The 17,024-nt window shown below is 60.2% G+C and carries 14 protein-coding genes; 3 read left to right on the plus strand and 11 right to left on the minus strand.

Annotated elements, in window-relative coordinates:
* Nucleotides 1-88: 88 nt before the first annotated feature.
* The gene (locus ACJJU9_RS01790) at nucleotides 89-973 is read right to left on the minus strand and encodes a LysR family transcriptional regulator (RefSeq protein ID WP_048372276.1); all 885 of its coding nucleotides are present in this window, start codon (nucleotides 971-973) and stop codon (nucleotides 89-91) included.
* A 228-nt stretch (nucleotides 974-1,201) separates the two neighbouring features.
* Here ACJJU9_RS01790 and ACJJU9_RS01795 point away from each other — a divergent pair, with 228 nt between their 5' ends.
* Both ACJJU9_RS01795 and ACJJU9_RS01800 read left to right on the plus strand, forming a co-directional pair.
* Entirely contained in the window at nucleotides 1,202-2,485 is a 1,284-nt protein-coding gene (locus ACJJU9_RS01795; RefSeq protein ID WP_407729937.1) for an aspartate aminotransferase family protein, read from the plus strand.
* A gap of 170 nt (nucleotides 2,486-2,655) precedes the next feature.
* On the plus strand, nucleotides 2,656-2,820 hold the full coding sequence (locus ACJJU9_RS01800; RefSeq protein ID WP_048372272.1) for a YqaE/Pmp3 family membrane protein: 165 nt from the start codon (nucleotides 2,656-2,658) through the stop codon (nucleotides 2,818-2,820).
* 90 nt (nucleotides 2,821-2,910) lie between these two features.
* Here the strand turns inward: ACJJU9_RS01800 and ACJJU9_RS01805 are convergent, their stop codons facing one another.
* The 10 genes from ACJJU9_RS01805 to ACJJU9_RS01850 all read right to left on the minus strand — a co-directional run bounded on the left by ACJJU9_RS01805 (nucleotide 2,911) and on the right by ACJJU9_RS01850 (nucleotide 13,941).
* Complete coding sequence (locus ACJJU9_RS01805; protein ID WP_407729938.1) at nucleotides 2,911-4,737, minus strand: S9 family peptidase; 1,827 nt, start codon at nucleotides 4,735-4,737, stop codon at nucleotides 2,911-2,913.
* Nucleotides 4,703-5,875: a pyrroloquinoline quinone biosynthesis protein PqqE gene (pqqE, locus tag ACJJU9_RS01810; RefSeq protein ID WP_407729939.1), complete on the minus strand. Its 1,173-nt coding sequence runs from the start codon at nucleotides 5,873-5,875 to the stop codon at nucleotides 4,703-4,705. Before pqqE ends, ACJJU9_RS01805 begins: the two co-directional genes overlap by 35 nt.
* The gene (gene pqqD / locus ACJJU9_RS01815; RefSeq protein WP_407729940.1) at nucleotides 5,847-6,122 is read right to left on the minus strand and encodes a pyrroloquinoline quinone biosynthesis peptide chaperone PqqD; all 276 of its coding nucleotides are present in this window, start codon (nucleotides 6,120-6,122) and stop codon (nucleotides 5,847-5,849) included. Before pqqD ends, pqqE begins: the two co-directional genes overlap by 29 nt.
* A complete protein-coding gene (pqqC, locus tag ACJJU9_RS01820) occupies nucleotides 6,119-6,871 on the minus strand; it encodes a pyrroloquinoline-quinone synthase PqqC (RefSeq protein WP_407729941.1) in 753 nt (250 codons plus the stop codon). Before pqqC ends, pqqD begins: the two co-directional genes overlap by 4 nt.
* A gap of 130 nt (nucleotides 6,872-7,001) precedes the next feature.
* Nucleotides 7,002-7,913 carry a pyrroloquinoline quinone biosynthesis protein PqqB gene (pqqB, locus tag ACJJU9_RS01825; RefSeq protein WP_048372265.1) on the minus strand — a complete coding sequence of 304 codons (912 nt, stop codon included), beginning with the start codon at nucleotides 7,911-7,913 and terminating at the stop codon, nucleotides 7,002-7,004.
* A 97-nt stretch (nucleotides 7,914-8,010) separates the two neighbouring features.
* Entirely contained in the window at nucleotides 8,011-8,085 is a 75-nt protein-coding gene (gene pqqA, locus ACJJU9_RS01830; RefSeq protein ID WP_003422658.1) for a pyrroloquinoline quinone precursor peptide PqqA, read from the minus strand.
* Nucleotides 8,086-8,236: 151 nt separating this feature from the next.
* Nucleotides 8,237-10,675 carry a pyrroloquinoline quinone biosynthesis protein PqqF gene (gene pqqF, locus ACJJU9_RS01835; RefSeq protein ID WP_407729942.1) on the minus strand — a complete coding sequence of 813 codons (2,439 nt, stop codon included), beginning with the start codon at nucleotides 10,673-10,675 and terminating at the stop codon, nucleotides 8,237-8,239.
* A 48-nt stretch (nucleotides 10,676-10,723) separates the two neighbouring features.
* Entirely contained in the window at nucleotides 10,724-11,518 is a 795-nt protein-coding gene (locus tag ACJJU9_RS01840) for a carbon-nitrogen hydrolase family protein (protein WP_048384909.1), read from the minus strand.
* Nucleotides 11,519-11,634: 116 nt separating this feature from the next.
* The gene (locus ACJJU9_RS01845; protein WP_331367828.1) at nucleotides 11,635-13,317 is read right to left on the minus strand and encodes an FAD-dependent oxidoreductase; all 1,683 of its coding nucleotides are present in this window, start codon (nucleotides 13,315-13,317) and stop codon (nucleotides 11,635-11,637) included.
* A gap of 171 nt (nucleotides 13,318-13,488) precedes the next feature.
* A complete protein-coding gene (locus ACJJU9_RS01850) occupies nucleotides 13,489-13,941 on the minus strand; it encodes an Lrp/AsnC family transcriptional regulator (RefSeq protein WP_048372258.1) in 453 nt (150 codons plus the stop codon).
* A 458-nt stretch (nucleotides 13,942-14,399) separates the two neighbouring features.
* Between ACJJU9_RS01850 and ACJJU9_RS01855 the strand changes: the two genes are divergently transcribed.
* Entirely contained in the window at nucleotides 14,400-17,024 is a 2,625-nt protein-coding gene (locus ACJJU9_RS01855) for a plasma-membrane proton-efflux P-type ATPase (protein ID WP_273221289.1), read from the plus strand.

The raw sequence follows: 17,024 nt of genomic DNA on the forward strand, positions 1-17,024 counted from the left end.
CGCTGTCGAGGCACGAGGCTGCGATGGGCGTTGCGCCGCTCTCAAGAAAACGGGTTGCTCCGCAACCCTTCGCAGCCTTCGGCAGCGACTACGAATGAATCACGTCTTCAAGCAGGCTGCGCAATAGCCCCAGGGTGGCTTGCTGGCGCTGGACGTCGCGGCACACCAGGCCGACCTTCAGCGGCACGCGAGGCTCGCTCAGGGGTTTCCAGAGCAGCGCCTGATGGTCATTCTCATGGCGCGAGCGCCCTGGCAGCACGGTGGCCAACTTGGTGTGCAGCAAGCTGTCGAGTATCCCGGCCATGGTGTTCAACTCGGCCTGCACCTGCGGGCGACGGCCCAGGCTGGCCAGTTGGTTTTGCCAGATCTGGCGCACCTGAAACTCTTCCCCGAGCAACAACATCGGCAACTCGGCGGCCTGTGCCAGTGACACTTTCTTGAATTCACGCAGCGGATGATCCGCCGGGATGACCAGTTGCAGTTCATCTTCGTACAACGGCGTGCCATGCAACCCCGGCTGGCGCGGCGGCAGGTAACTGATGCCGATGTCGAGTGAGCCATTGAGCAGGCGCCGTTCGATCTCCATGCCGGTCAATTCGTAAATCTGTACCACCAGATGCGGCTGTGCCTGGCGCACGCGCTCAAGCATTTGCGGTACCAGGCTGGTGTGCACGGTTTGCAGCACGCCAATGGCAATGGTGCGCAGCGCATGGCCCTGAAAGTTACTCAACGCTTCACGCGCACGCTGCAAGCCGTCGAGCAGCGGCAAGGCGTGGTTGTACAGCGTGTGGGCGGCCAGGGTGGGCAGCAGGCGTTTGCTGCTGCGCTCGAAGAGGGTGACGTCGAGGTTGTGTTCGAGCTGGCGGATCTGCTGTGACAGCGCCGGTTGCGAGATCGACAGACGCTCGGCAGCGCGGCCCACATGGCCTTCTTCGTAGACCGCGACGAAATAACGCAGTTGCTTGAAATCCATAAGTAATACTTATCGAAAATGCTTAAAAAACGAAATAGCTCAAAGGCTTGTGGGCGCCTAGTCTACGCCCGTTCCACTGGGGCTATCGAGCAAAAACGCGCGATAAACCGTACCGGTGGCGCGCTTATTTACATAGGCAAGGCTAAAAACCCGTCAGAGGTTTTAGCGCCCGGGCCGTGCCGGGGCGGTTGCAAATCGAATCTGCTTATGAACACAAGGCCTGCGTGCATGAACCTGTTTAACTTGCGTCGCCCCCAAGCCCATCTTGCTCAACCCGTGGCGGAGCCTGCCCCCGCGCATGAGAGCACCCCCGAAGCCCGCTTTTGCCTGATGCCCAGCGTAGAACGCCCGGCGCAGGTGTTTGTGCGTGGCCAGGGTTCCTGGATGTGGGACAGCGACAGCCGTGCGTACCTCGATTTCACCCAGGGGGGTGCCGTGAACAGCCTGGGCCACAGCCCGGCGGTGCTGGTCAAGGCCATGACGGAACAAGCCCAGTCATTGATGAACCCCGGCGCAGGCTTTTACAACCGCGCCATGCTGACCCTGGCTGAGCGCTTGTGCCACAGCACGGGCAGCGATCAGGTGCACTTTTTAAACACCGGGGCCGAGGCCAACGAAGGCGCGATCAAGCTGGCGCGCAAGTGGGGCCAACTGCACCGCAACGGCGCCCACCGGATTATCACCGCAACGCGCAGCTGCCACGGTCGCAGCTTCGGCGCGATGTCGGCCTCGGGCAGCGGCACCTTCGACAACCGCTTTGAGCCGCAACTGCCAGGCTTTATCAACGTACCGTTTAACGACTTGCCTGCGCTGCACGCGGCGGTGGATGCCCAGACCGTGGCCATCATGCTGGAGCCGGTGCAAAGCGATGCGGGGGTCATTCCGGCGACCGAACATTACCTCAAGGGCGTCGAGCGCCTGTGCCGCGAGCTGGGTATTTTGCTGATTCTGGATGAAGTCCAGACCGGCATGGGCCGCTGCGGGTCGTTGCTGGCAGAGCAGAACTACGGCGTGCGCGCCGACATCGTTACCCTGGGCAAAGGCTTGGGCGGCGGCGTGCCGTTGGCCGCATTGCTGGCCCGTGGCAAGGCATGCTGCCTGGAGCCCGGCGAGTTGGGCGGCACCCACCACGGCAACGCGTTGATGACGGCGGCCGGTGTGGCGGTGCTCGACACGATTCTGGAAAAAGATTTTCTGGCGCAAGTGCGCGACGCGGGTCAGTACCTGCGCGAAGGGCTGGGGCGACTGGCCAATAGTTATGCACAGGGTGAATTGCGCGGTCAGGGTTTGTTTTGGGGCCTGACCTTGTCGGATGACTCGGCCGAGGACGTGGTTAAAGCCGCGCTGTACGAAGGGCTGTTGATCACCGCCCCGCAGCCTAACTGCCTGCGCTTTACCCCGGCGTTGTGCGTCAGCAAAGGCAACATCGACGAGATGTTGCTACGTCTGGCCCGGGCCTTTGCCCGCGTGCGTACGGCGCAGTTGCACTGCCGTCGTGCGGTTGCGACGTAACGCCTTCTAAAGAACCGTCTCGCGGTATAACGCGTCGCCCTGTGCCTGTTTCGTTCGGCGCGGGGCGTTTTTTTGTCTGTGGATAAGTCTGCGCTGAACCTTTTGTCGGACCGATGAGTCGATTAAGGGTAAGGGCCGTGTGAGCCCGTTAAGGATTGGGAGCCGAGCGTATGGAATTTCTGAAGATCATCATTGCCATTTTGCTGCCGCCATTGGGCGTGTTCATGCAGGTGGGGTTTGGCGGGGCATTCTGGTTGAACATCTTGCTGACCCTGTGCGGCTACATCCCGGGGATGGTGCACGCGGTGTACATCATCGCCAAGCGTTCGAATTGACCCGCAGTCTGTAGGAGCGAGCTTGTCTCGCGATCTTTTAAAGATCAAAAGATCGCGAGGCGAGCTCGCTCCTACAGGGATTTTGGGGTTTCAGGGGTTTAGCAATTCGCTGTAGAACTGCCATTCGTGCTCGAGCGCGTGGGCCTGGTTGCTGGCTTTGCGAAAGCCGTGGCGTTCTTGTGGGTAGTAATACGCTTTGGCCGGGATGCCGTTGTCTTCCAGGGCCTTGAGCATGTCGCGGGTTTGCTGTGGCACGACCACGGCGTCCAGTTCACCTTGAAAGAAGATCACCGGCACGCGGATTTGCCCGGCGTGCAGCAATGGTGTGCGCGCCGCGTAACGCTCGGCATCGAGCACAGGGTCGCCGATCAGCCAGTCGAGGTAGTCGCCTTCAAACTTGTGGGTGCTGCGCGTCAGTGCAATCGGGTCGCTGACGCCATACAGGCTGGCACCGCCACGAAATACATCTTTGAACGCCAGCGCACACAGGGTGGTGTAGCCGCCCGCGCTGCCGCCACGAATAAAGGCTTTTGCGCCATCAATGAGCCCTTGCCCGGCCAGGTAGCTGACCACCGCGCAGGCATCTTCAACGTCCACTTCGCCCCATTTCAGGTGCAAGGCTTGGCGATAGGCGCGGCCATAGCCGGTGCTGCCCCGGTAGTTGAGATCGGCCACGGCAAAGCCGCGCTGGGTCCAGTACTGAATACGCGGGTCGAGCATCGGGTAGCAGGCGGATGTCGGGCCGCCGTGCACGAAAACCACCAAGGGCGGTTTAACCTCGCCGTGCATCGCCGGGTAGAAGAAGCCGTGGGCTTCGCCGTTGCCGGACGGGTAGCGCAAGGTCTGCGGGCGGCTGATTTGTTCGGCGGGCAACGGTGCCACGCCACCGGCCAGCACGCGGGCTTGCTTGTCGCTGCGGCCAATGCGCAGGATCGCCGACGGGCTGACGGGGGAGGCGGCGATGCAATAGAGGTAGGCATCATCCAGCGCTAGGCAGCGAAACCGGCTGTAGTCGCCGGTGAAGTCTTCAACGCTGCCGTCAGCCGCGTGAATGCCCAAGCGTCCGAAACCGGCTTCGGTCCAGGTCGCCAAGTAGCTTTGTTCGCCCAGCGGCAACCAGGTCCGGCCGCCCAATTGCCAAGGTGCCGGGGCGTGGTCGGCCGCTGCGCTTTGCGCGGGCACCAGGCCTTCGCCCGACTCGGACCACGGCTGCCAGAAGCCGCCACGGTCGGTCAGGCAATACAGACGGTTGTGTTCGTCAAAGCGAGGCTGCTGCAGAGACTCTTCGCTCAAGTCTCCGGCAATGCAGTGCGCGGGGTTCCACTGGCCCTGGTGATGGCCTTCGGCGAGCATCAGGCGGGTTGAAGTCCAGGGTTGATGCGGGCGGCTCCACTCAAGCCAGGCCAGGCGCTGGCCGTCCGGGCTGAGGGTGGGGGCGGCGTAAAAGTCGGCGCCTTCGGCCAGCACCTGGCGCTGGCGGGTGGCCAGGTCGATGCTGACCAGCCGATGCTGCGCGGCGTCTTCTTCTACCGCCAAAACGCGGCCGTGGGCAAACTGCACGTCGCCGTAGCGGCAGGTGCCGTGGGTCAGCGCTTGCGGTGCGCTGCCGTCCAGGGCCTGTTGGTACAGTTGCTGATCGGTTTCGTTGACGAACACCACGCCGTCATCGCTAAGGCAAAAAGAACCCCCGCCGTATTCATACACCCGGCTGCTTACGCTGAAGATGGCGGGGGTCAGGCAGTGCGCCTGCTCATCGCGCCAGTGCCAAATGCGGCAGGTGCCTTCTTGTGGGCGGTATTCGTTCCAGAACAGGCCGTGGGGGCCGACCCGCAGTTCGGCGAAATCGACACCGGCGGCAACGGCGAGGGCGGCGCTGAAAGGTTCAGCCTTTTGCGATGAGGCGTGAGTTTCGTTCATTTCTGAAGGCCAATTGTTCGATGGTCTGGGTGGCGTGCTCGGCTTCTTCGCGCGCCTTGAGAATCAGGTCGTGTTGCGGCGATTTACTGCACACCGGGTCTGCGTTGCTGGCGTCTCCGGTGAGCATAAAGGCTTGGCAACGACAGCCCCCGAAGTCCTTTTCTTTCTCGTCGCACGAGCGGCAGGGCTCGGGCATCCAGTCATAGCCTCGAAAACGATTGAAGCCGAACGAGTCGTACCAGATGTGTTGCATGCTGTGGTCACGCACGTTAGGGAACTCGACCGGCATTTGTCTAGCCCCGTGGCACGGCAAGGCGGTGCCGTCCGGGGTCACGGTGAGGAAGATGCTGCCCCAACCGTTCATGCAGGCTTTTGGCCGCTCTTCGTAGTAGTCCGGGGTGACGAAGATCAGCTTGCACGGGTGGCCTTGTGCTTCGAGCTTGACGCGGTATTCGTTGGTGATGCGTTCAGCGCGTACCAATTGCTCTTTGGTCGGCAGCAGGCCGACCCGGTTGAGCTGCGCCCAGCCGTAGAACTGGCAGGTCGCCAGCTCGACAAAGTCGGCTTCGAGGGCGATGCACAGCTCGATGATGCGGTCGATTTTGTCGATGTTGTGCCGATGGGTGACGAAGTTCAGCACCATCGGGTAGCCGTGGGCTTTGACCGCGCGGGCCATTTCGAGCTTTTGCGCGAAGGCCTTTTTCGAGCCCGCGAGCAGGTTGTTCACTTGCTCGTCGCTGGCCTGGAAGCTGATCTGGATATGGTCCAGCCCGGCCTTTTTGAAGTCGCTGATTTTTTGCTCAGTGAGACCGATGCCGGAGGTGATCAGGTTGGTGTAAAAACCAAGCTTGCGGGCCTCGCCGATCAGCTCGGCCAAGTCCTGACGCACCAGCGGCTCGCCGCCTGAAAACCCCAATTGCGCCGCACCCATTTCCCGCGCTTCACGAAACACTTTGACCCATTGCTCGGTGCTCAGCTCTTTGCCTTGCTGGGCGAAGTCCAGCGGGTTGGAGCAATACGGGCATTGCAGCGGGCAGCGATACGTCAGCTCGGCGAGCAGCCACAGCGGCAGGCCGACCTCGGGTTTGGGCGGCAGCGCCAGCGGTCTGTCAGACAAGTTCGATCCAGTGCTGTGCACGGGCGACCTCCATAAATTGCTCGATGTCATCACCCAGCTCCGGCACGCCGGGGAACTGCGCATCCAGTGCGGCGATGATGGCTGCCACGTCGCGCTCGCCGTCGATTAGTCCACCGATCAGGGCCGCAGTCTCGTTGAGTTTGATCATGCCTTCGGGGTAGAGCAGCACATGGCCTTTTTGCGCAGGTTCGTACTGAAAACGATAGCCCTGGCGCCAGGTCGGGATTTTGCTGCGATCGAAGCTCATAGGGCGATTCCTTTGTGCCAGACACGTTGGTCGGTCACGCTGTGATAGGGCGGGCGGTCCAGCTCGTAGGCCATGGTCATGGCGTCGAGCATGCTCCACAAAATGTCCAGTTTGAACTGGAGAATCTCAAGCATGCGTTGCTGGCCAGCGTAGGTGGTGTAGTGCTGCAAGGTGATCGCCAGGCCATGCTCAACGTCGCGGCGCGCCTGACCCAGGCGGGTGCGGAAGTATTCATAACCGGTCGGGTCGATCCACGGGTAATGCTGCGGCCAGCTGTCGAGGCGCGACTGGTGGATCTGTGGGGCAAACATTTCGGTCAGTGAGCTGCTGGCGGCTTCTTCCCACGTAGCGCGACGGGCGAAGTTGACGTAGGCGTCGACCGCAAAGCGTACGCCGGGCAGCACCAGCTCCTGGGAGCGCAGTTGGTCCGGGTCCAGACCCACGGCCTGGCCCAGGCGCAGCCAGGCTTCGATGCCACCGTCTTCGCCGGGGGCGCCGTCGTGGTCGAGCAGGCGCTGGATCCACTCGCGGCGGACTTCGCGGTCCGGGCAGTTGGCCAGGATGGCGGCGTCTTTGAGCGGGATGTTGACCTGATAATAGAAGCGGTTGGCGACCCAGCCCTGGATCTGTTCGCGGGTCGCGCGGCCTTCATACATCGCCACCTGATACGGGTGATAGATGTGGTAATACGCGCCTTTGGCCCGCAGCGCGGCTTCGAACTCGGCAGTGGAGAGTGGGGCTTGGGTCATGGTGCCTCCAGAAGAATACGTTTTTGTAGTCGCTGCCGCAGGCTGCGATAAGGGGTGTAGCCCCTTCAAAACAGCAGGGCCGCTGCGCAGCCCATCGCAGCCTGCGGCAGCGACTACAGAGTTTTGTGGGTTACAACTCGATGCTCATGCCGTCAAAGGCCACTTCAACGCCCCGGCGGGCCAGTTCGGCGCGCTCGGCGGAGTCTTCGTCGAGGATCGGGTTGGTGTTGTTGATGTGGATCAGCACTTTGCGCTGCTCGGGCAATTGCTCCAGCACTTCGAGCATGCCGCCGGGGCCGTTCTGTGCCAGGTGGCCCATTTCACGGCCGGTGCGGGTGCCCACGCCACGGCGTTGCATTTCGTCGTCGTCCCACATCGTGCCGTCCACCAGCAGGCAATCGCTGCCCGCCATGATGTCCAGCAACGGCGCGTCGACCTTGCCCAGCCCCGGCGCGTAGAACAGTTTGCCGCCGGTGCGCAGGTCTTCAACGATCAGGCCGATGTTGTCACCCGGGTGCGGGTCGAAGCGGTGCGGCGAGTAAGGCGGCGCAGCACTGCGCAACGGCAGCGGGCTGAAACGCAGGTTCGGGCAGGCCGGGATGGTGAACGAGCCGTGCAGCTCGATGCGGTTCCAGTTCAGGCCGCCATTCCAGTGCTTGAGCATGTTGAACAGCGGGAAGCCGGTGCTCAGGTCTTCGTGGACCATGTCGGTGCACCACACCTCATGCGGGCAGCCTTCGCGCAGGCTCAGCAGGCCGGTGGTGTGGTCGATCTGGCTGTCCATCAAAATAATGGCGCTGATGCCGGTGTCACGCAGGGCGCGGCCCGGTTGCATCGGGGCGAAGCTCTGGAGTTGCGCGCGGATGTCGGGCGAGGTGTTGCACAGCACCCAGTTGACGCCATCGTCAGAGATCGCAATCGAGGATTGGGTGCGTGCTTTGGCGTTCAGGCTGCCATCGCGAAAACCCGCGCAGTTCACGCAGTTACAGTTCCACTGTGGAAAACCACCGCCGGCGGCGGAACCTAAAATCTGGACAAACATGGCGTGTTCTCTTGCAAATCTGAAAATAAAAACGCCCCGGCGAGCCGAGGCGTTGGGTTGCTCTGCTCAACTCTTGATAACCAAGAGCCGGGACAGATCAACGGCTTGCGAAGTACATGGTCACTTCAAAGCCAATACGCAGGTCGGTGTAAGCAGGTTTAGTCCACGACATAGGGTGTCTCCTTCAGCGGTTGGTGGGGTGTCTCTGGGTTAGTCCCTCTCCCGAAGGAGTGGTTCTGACAACTTGGACGGCTATGTTACTAAAATTGTCTGTTGCTGAGCGCTTCAATGTCGGAGAAAGCTCATTACGCGGTTGGTAAAAATCAGCTTTGTCCGAGAAAAAACGTTTCAGTTTCGGGCTGGGTAGCCAGGCACAGCCAAGCGCACTCAGGCTGATTAATCTGCTGAGCTGCCTGCAGTGTAGTCTGAGGATCCAGCCTTATAAGCGCGGTATAGAGCGCTTTCAAGTCGTCCGACGGGTGGCCACCCATTTTTGCTTGCCACAGCAGTTCGCTCGCTTGAGCCCCGCTCAATGACTCGGGCAAAAACTGCTGCGCCAAGGCGTCTCGCGCCTGGATGAAGGTTGTTTCATCCAGTGCCGTGATGAGCGTCGGCAATTGAGCCAGGAATGCGCGGATGTGCTCGAAGATGTCTGCCACGGGGGCGTGAGGCGATTGCACGCCGAACAGCAGGCCGGTTTGCCCATTGAGCTGGCGCAGCCCGCTGAACACCGCGTAGCCCAATTGCTGCTCAACCCGCAGCTGTTGATAGAACGGCGTGCTTGCCAACTGGGCGAGCAAACGCCATGCGGCCTCGGCCGCCAGATCACCGGCGGGTGCCGGGCAAAACAGCAGCACGGCGTGTTCACTGGAATCGCAGGGTTCTGTGACCCAGCGCCGTTGCGCCGAGTGCGCGGCCACTGGCAAGTGCGCGTCCGGCGTGCCGGGGGCTTTGTTCAAGGCGGCGCTGATCAAGGGCTGCGTGGCCGCAGGCAGGCCGAGCGCGAGGCCGTCCCAGCGTGCCCCCGCCCAGCCTTGGCTGGCATCGCTCAAGGTGGCGTCGGTGGCAGGCTGGCTGCATTGCGGCAGGCGTTTAAGTAACTGGCGAATCGGCATCAACGGCGCCGCTGGCGAGGTGCCCGGCGGTGCGTCCGGTGTTTCGAGGGCGCGCAAAGCGTGCTCCAGAATGGCGGGCATCGGCGTGTGCAAGCCCTGCATTTTCAGCTGCCAGTCATGGCCTGAAGCACTGCATGACAGTTCGACCCCGGCCTCGCGGGCATCCTGTTGCAGCGGGCGCAGGCGGTTCTCCAGTGCGAGCAGCAGGCTGTCGGCCGGGCTGGCCGGCAAGCGCCAGCGCAGGTAAACCGCGGCCTCGTGGCCGGTGGCGGGCAGGTCTGCGCTGAAGCTCATGGCCGAATGATCACGGCGGCTGCGCAAGCGGTCTTGGGCAAAGGTGCGCAAGCCCCGGTGAGCGCTGGTCTGGCCACGGATCAATCCCGCATTGGCTGGCTTTTCGGGGGCGCTCAAAAACGGGTTGGGCGGTGGCAACTGCCAGGCGTGTCCAGTGGCCGGTTGCACCGGTGGCAGCATCTGTTGCAGCAGACCTGCGAGCGCTGCTACGGCTTGATCTGACAACCCAGGCACACGTTGCTCACAATCAGCGCGGGCCAGTTCCAGCGCGCTGTTGACCTCCAGCTGACGCTGGCGCAGCCATTGGAATTCGTTGCGCAGGGCGGGATGGTGTTGCTGCGTGTTGAAATAGGCCAGCCAGTCGTAAAACGCGTCGCGCACGGGCGTGGCGTTTTGCGTCATGTTGCCCGCCGCGCTGAAGGCGATGTGCAGCAGCGCCTGGCCCTCGAACTGGTACAGCACTTCTGCTTTCAGGCCGGTGCACAGTTGCTGCTCGCGCAGGTAGGCGATAAGGCCTCCCGGCTTGTCGACATTGATCCAGCGGCACAAAAAGTCCAGCGCCGTGCTGGAGGCCTCGGGCAGTTGTTCGAAGGCGAACAGCAGGTTCAGATGCTGGCCGTCGAGTTGCTGGTACACGGTTTCGCCGTTTGGCAGCAAGGTCGGTGGGCGGGTTTGCGCCTTCACTGGGCCGGTGGCAAAGGGTTCGGTATAGCGCTCGGCCAGGGCTAGCAGTTCGGCTTCGGGCACCGGGCCGACCAGGCTCAGGCTGATGTTGCCGGCGTGATAAAACGTTCGGTAAAAATCGTGCAGGGCGTGCTGAAATGCAGGGCGCTGGATCGGCAGGCTGTAGCGATTACCGGCGTGAAAAGCCCGCAGCGGGTGGGACGGGTTCAGCGGCTGGAGCAATTCGAACTGGCGCCGGGCCGATGGCTCACGGGCCCAGGCGATAAATTCTGCGTGCAGCACTTCACGTTCGCGCAGTTGGTCTGCCGGGTTCATGCGTGGCTGAGCGAGCATGTCGCACAAACGCGCCAGGCCGCCTTCGAACGCGGCCACCGGCAGTTCAAAAAAGAAGTCGGTGTGGCGCTCGCTGGTGCGGGCGTTAACCTGGCCGCCGTGGCGTTGCACGTAGGCCATCAGGTTGTCGGCGGCGGGGTAGCGCTCGGTGCCGAGGAACAACAGGTGTTCGAGAAAGTGCGCGAGCCCCGGCCAGGCGGCTGGCACGTCGTGGCTGCCTGCGTGAACCCGTAAAAACGCCGCACAGCGCTTGAGGCGCGGCGCGTGGCGCAGTGAAAGAGTCAGGCCGTCAGTGAGGGTCAAACGGCGGGCTTGGGAGGGGTTCAGCGCAGACATGGGCATTTCCGGAACAGAGATGCCCACATGCTAGCGGATTACGGGCGATCAGCGTTTGCTCAGCGCGGTGTAAAGTTCGGGGCGGCGATCGGCCAGGTAGAAGTTGCCGGTACGGGCATCCTCCAATTGTTGGCTTTCAAGGGTGGCGGTAATCAGGGTTTCGTCCTGCTCGGCCACGGCGATTTGCTGGCCGTTGGGGGCGCTAATGCTACTTTGCCCGCAGTAATGGACGTTGCCTTCGTGCCCGCAATAGTTGGCGTAGGCCACATAGCACTGGTTTTCGAAGGCCCGGCTACGCACGGTCACCTCGGCGATAAAGTCGTACGGCGCCATATTGGCGGTGGGGACGACGATCAGCTCGGCCCCGGCGAGGGCCAGACGGCGGGTGTTTTCGGGGAATTCGAGGTCGTAGCAAATCAGCAGGCCGAGTTGCCAGCCATTCAGTTCGAATACCGGAAAGGCGTCCGGGCCGGGGCTGAACATGTCGCGATCGAGTTGGCCGAACAGATGGGTTTTGCGGTAGTTGCACAGGCTTTTGCCGTGGCTGTCGATCACCTGCACGCTGTTGTAGATGTGCCCGTCAAGGTCGCGCTCGGGGTAGCCGTAGGCAATCGCGATGCCGGTGGTTTGCGCCAGCTCGGCAATTTGCAGCGCGGCGTCGCCGTCAGAGGGCTGGGCCAGATCGGCCACCGCTTTGGCGCCAATGTTGTAGCCCGTGAGGAACATTTCGGGCAGGACCAGCAAGTCAATGTCCTGGGCTTGCGAAGCGATGGAAGCCAGGCGCTGGAGGTTGCCTGCCACGTCGAGTGGCAAGGGTTGGCATTGGTAAAGGGCGATGCGCATGGTGGCTCTCCTTATTCACTATCCCTGTGGGAGCGGGCTGGTTTTGCGGTCTTTTCAAGGTCAAAAGATCGCGAGGCGAGCTCGCTCCTACAGGGGGCAGCGGGGTTGCTTTGCGGTCAGTCCGGCAAGGCAATCGGGCCGATGTCTTTGAAGACATCGCCTGGGCCCGGGTTGTCGGCGTGGGTGCTGCCGCCGAAGTGGGTCATGATGCCCCAGACCGCGTTCAACGATGTTTGCACGGCGCCTTCAACCCAGGCCGGTGTCCATGAGACATCATCGCCGGCAATAAAAATCCCGCGCTGTTCGCCGGGCAGGTCTTGCTGCATGAAATGCGCGTACATGCGCTGGTTGTATCGGTAGTGACCCGGCAGCGCACCTTTGAAGGCACCGAGGAAATGCGGGTCGGCTTCCCACGACACGGTGATCGGATCACCGATGATGCGGCTGGCGATGTCGACCTTCGGGTAGATTTTTTTCAGCGAGTCGAGGGCCAGCTTGACGCGTTTTTCCACAGGGTGCGGGAGCATTTTCAGCGCATCGCTCATCCATGAGTACGACAGGCAAATCACCCCCGGCTTGTCGTCGCCGTTGTCGAACAGGTAGGTGCCACGGGTCAGGCGGTCGGTGAGGGTCATGCTCATGAGGTCGCGGCCGGTGTCCGGGTCTTTGTCTTTCCAGAACGGGCGGTCGACCATTACGAAGGTTTTTGACGACTGCATGTAACGGGTACGGTCCAGCGCCATCCATACTTTTTGTGAGAACAGCGATTCTTCGCAGTCGATTTGCGTGGTCAGCAACCAGCTTTGGCACGTCACCAACACGGCTTCGTGGGTGCGAGTGACGCCGAGGTTGTCGGTGACCGAAAACTGCCCGTCGGCGGCACGGGAAATGGCTTTGACCCCGGTGCGCGGCGCGCCGCGATGCAGCGAGCGCAGGCTGGTACCTTCAGGCCAATGGGCGCAGCGCTGCGGCACATGGCTCCAGATGCCCAGCGGCACTTGCTCGACGCCGCCCACCACGAGGTGCTGGTGGTCGTCGCAGTTGGTCATTACTACGCGGAAAATTTCCAGCATCGAGTTGGGGAAGTCCGAGTCCCACCCGCCGGTGCCAAACCCGACCTGACCAAACACTTCGCGGTGCTGGAAAGACAACTTGGCGAAGGCTTTGGAGGTGGCGACAAAGTCATAGAAGGTGCGGTCGTCCCACAACGGAACCAGGGTATTCCACAGCTCTTTCAGGCGCGGGACGTCGCGGTCGCGGATGGCTTGTTGTATATCTCCAAAGCGCGAGCCTTCCTCCAGCGCGTCTGCCCAGGCGTCAGCCACTTCCTGGAACAGGGCGGGTAGATCCGCCAGCTTTTGTGCGTAAAAGGTCTGGCCTTCGAGGTCGATGACGGTGCTGCCGGACGCGGGTGTCAGCGGGTTGGGGAACGGTTTGGTTTCCAGCCCCAGCTTGTCGACGTAATGGTAAAACGCGGTGGAAGACACCGGAAAACGCATGCCGCCCAACTCGGCAATCACCCCTTCGCTGCCCTCGAAGGCTTGCGAACGCAGGCGCCCGCCCATCTTCGACGCTTCATAAACCACGGGCTTGAGGCCCAGTTTCATCAACTCGTAAGCGGCCACCATGCCCGCCATCCCGGCGCCGACAATCGCCACCTCAGCGCCCAGCTTATTGGCCGGAATACTGCCCAGCCCGGCCGGGTGTTCGATCCAGTCATCAAAGGCAAAGGGGAAGTCGGGGCCGAAAATAGTGATCGGTTTTTTGCCGTCGGCAGGGTGGCGATTGTTCTTGTTCATGGCTGACCTTACTGGGCGACTCGCGTTACACGTGAGTATAGGAAAAGACAGTCGCCAGTTTAGGGAGCGCGGAACACGGTAATAAGACGCAAAGTGTCGTCGTTATGACATTTGTTTAGTCAATATGACGAATCTGGCTGACAGAGTGATGTGTGGCGCAGGCATAACGCCTTAGCCGCGGTCGACCTTGCTGCTGAGAATGATCGAAGTGGTGGTTTTTTCGACACCGTCGACGCTGCCGATCTGATCGAGCAACTGGTCCAGTTGCTCGGGGGATTCGCTGCGCAGCCAGGCCACGTAATCGAACTCGCCACTCACGGCGCACAACTGTTGCACCTGGGCCATGCTGCTCAGACGCCGCACCACCTCTTTGCCGGAGCGCGGCTGCACGGTAATCCCGACATAGGCTTGCAGCCCGCCATCCACCAGACGCTGGCTCAAACGCACGCCATAGCCGGTGATGACCCTGGTTTTTTCCAGCCGCGCCAGGCGCGACGTCACCGTGGTGCGCGCAATCCCCAACTGCCGCGCCAACATCGCCACACTCTCACGCGCATTAAGCTGCAAGGCCGCGATTAATTGGCGGTCAATGTCATCCAGTGCAGGCGGGTGGGTATCAGGCACAGGAAGGCTCCGGTGTGGGCAGGGTGGGGCAGGTAGGGTAAGGGACAGGCCGGGTCTTCTCAACCGGCAAAATCTGGCCCGGCAGTGTTGAAATTGATGAGCGTTGATCTACGCTTGCCCGAAGATGCGGGGCGTTACATGAAGTGTGACAATCTGACTATTATCATAAAAAATAATAGGTCTATCTAAAACAAGTTAAAAAACCAATCTATTTCGATACTTTGTAAAGATTGGATAAAAGTTAGTTGCGCCAGCGCTACGTTAAAGAAGTTGTTTAATAGTTGTTATTTAAGCAGGTCAGTCATTAATAGCCACTCTGCAGTCATGGATTATGCAGAGTGGCTTTATTATTAAGTGCGGACCTTAAGATGGATAGGTGAGTGCGCAACTTTATCGGGTTGCGGCACTGGAAGTTTGAGAGTGCTGAATTAGTTAGAGCCGTCTAAGAGGGTAAGGGAATGTCCGACATCACATTGGCAGGCGATGGGTCTACAAGCAGTGACCCGGTGAAAAAAGCTAGCTCGCCCAGTTCATCCAGCTCTTCTGACGCCAAGCCGGCGCGACTGGATGCTGAGGGTATCAAGAAAGAAATAAGCCAACTCAACAGTTCGCCAGATGGCCTTAGTTCGGCAACGGCCAAGAGCCTGCTTGAAAAGTATGGGCCGAACGCCATTGAGGCCAAAGAAGACAGTCGCTGGAAAAAGCTGCTCGGTTATTTCTGGGGGCCTATTCCATGGATGATTGAAATTGCGGCACTTATCTCGTTGGCGCGTCAGGACTGGCCAGACTTTATCGTGATTACCGGCCTGCTGCTTTATAACGCGGCTGTCGGTTTTTGGCAGGACAACAAAGCCGCCAGTGCACTGGCGGCGCTGAAGAAAGGTTTGGCACTTAAAGCCCACGCCAAGCGTGACGGGAAGTTGCAAACCATCGATGCGGCCGAACTGGTGCCGGGGGATGTGGTGACGGTGTCCGGTGGGGAGATTTTGCCCGCCGACTTGCTATTGATCGATGGCGCTTATTTGTCGGTGGATCAGGCGGCGTTAACGGGTGAGTCTTTACCTGTATCGAAGATGGTCGGTGACAGCGGTTATTCCGGCTCTATCGCGCGGCAAGGTTCGATGACCGGTATTGTCACGTCAACCGGTAACAATACGTTCTTTGGTCGCACAGCCAAGTTGGTGGCCAGTGCGGGGGCCAAGTCGCACGCTGAACAAGCGGTACTGCGTATCGGGGATTTCCTTATTATCCTCGCGGCCATTCTGGCGCTGATTCTGGTCGGCACGCAGTTGTACAAAGACATTGTTGTGCAAGGGCATTGGGCGTGGTCTGAAGCCGGTGATATTGCGCAGTTTGTGTTGGTGTTGCTGATCGCTTCGGTGCCGGTGGCCATGCCAGCGGTGATGTCCGTCACCATGGCGCTGGGGGCATTGGCGTTATCCAAACAAAAGGCCATTGTTTCGCGGTTGTCGGCCATTGAGGAACTGGCCGGGGTTGATGTGTTGTGCTCCGATAAAACCGGGACGCTGACGCAAAACCACCTGACCGTTGATAGCGCGATTCCTTTTGACCCTAAAACAACTCCCGATGAAGTGATTCTAGGCGCGGCGTTGGCGTGTCAGCCGGAAAGTACGGATGCCATTGACCAGGCTGTATTGAGTGCGCTGAAAGATAAAAAATCGCTGGATGGCTTTAAACAAGTCAGCTTCACGCCTTTTGACCCGGTCAATAAAAAGACCCTGGCGGTGGTGCAAGACGCTTCGCAAAAACAGACGTCCTATGCGAAAGGGGCGCCGCAAGTGATTGCCACGTTGTGCGGTATCAGTGAAACCTCCAGCGACGATCCGCGCTCCACGGCTTATTTCGGCAAAGTCAGCGAACTGGCCAGCCATGGCACGCGCGCACTCGGTGTTGCACGTTCGGATGATGGCGGCAAAACCTGGGACCTCCTGGGCTTGCTGGCCTTGCTCGATCCGCCACGCCCTGACGCTAAAGAAACCATTGCCCAGGCACGTGCGCTGGGCCTGTCGGTGAAGATGGTCACGGGCGATGACGTGGCGATTGGTTCCGAAATCTCCCGGCAACTGGGGCTTGGGACGCACTTGCTGGTTGCTGATCAGGTGTTCCCAAAAGATACGGACAACAACCATATTCCGATTGATGCGGCCCGTGCAGTTGAGGCGGCCGACGGGTTTGGACGCGTGTTCCCGGAGAACAAATACCAGATCGTTAAAGCGCTGCAAGAGCGTAATCACATTGTTGCAATGACAGGGGATGGTGTTAACGACGCCCCGGCCTTGAAACAAGCTGAATGCGGTATTGCGGTGTCGGGTGCAACAGACGCGGCAAGATCGGCCGCCGCGCTGATTTTGACAGCCCCGGGGTTATCCACGATTGTGAATGCCATTGAAGAAGCGCGGGCTATCTTCGAGCGCATTACCTCGTATGTGTACTACCGGATTGCGATGACGATTTGCATCATGTTTGTGGTGGTGCTGTCTTATTTGGTATTCGGCGTGCGTCCGTTGACCGCCATCATGATTGTGGTACTGGCGTTGCTGGATGATATTCCGATCATGACCATCGCCTATGACAACGTCAAAATAGCCAAGAAACCGGTGCGGTGGGATATGCACCGAATCATCATATTCTCTTCACTGATGGGGTTGATGGCACTGGCGCAGAGCTTTGGTCTTGTTCTGATCTCGATGTACTGGATGAACAACGCAGAACTGATGCATGTGTTTGCACTCGACCTGAGTCATCTACAGACCATGTTGTTCTTGCAGTTGGCAGCGGGCGGCCACTTGTTGCTGTTTGTGGTGCGTAACCGTAACAGCGTGTTCAAACCACCGTTCCCGTCGTTGCCGCTGTTGTTGGCGGTTATCGGTACACAGATTGTCGCGGTGTTTATTTGTGCCTTCGGTATTTTCGTCCCGGCTATTTCGTGGGAACTGATCGGCGTTGTCTGGGTGTACGTCCTTGTCTGGATGGTGATCATCGATATCGTGAAGTTGATCTACTTCTCCGTCGTCGACAAGCGTGAAAAACAAAGCGAAAACCTGACTAAAGCCATCGCATGA

This window comes from Pseudomonas helleri (genome assembly GCF_045830615.1).
In the GTDB taxonomy this organism is placed as follows: Bacteria; Pseudomonadota; Gammaproteobacteria; order Pseudomonadales; family Pseudomonadaceae; genus Aquipseudomonas; species Aquipseudomonas helleri.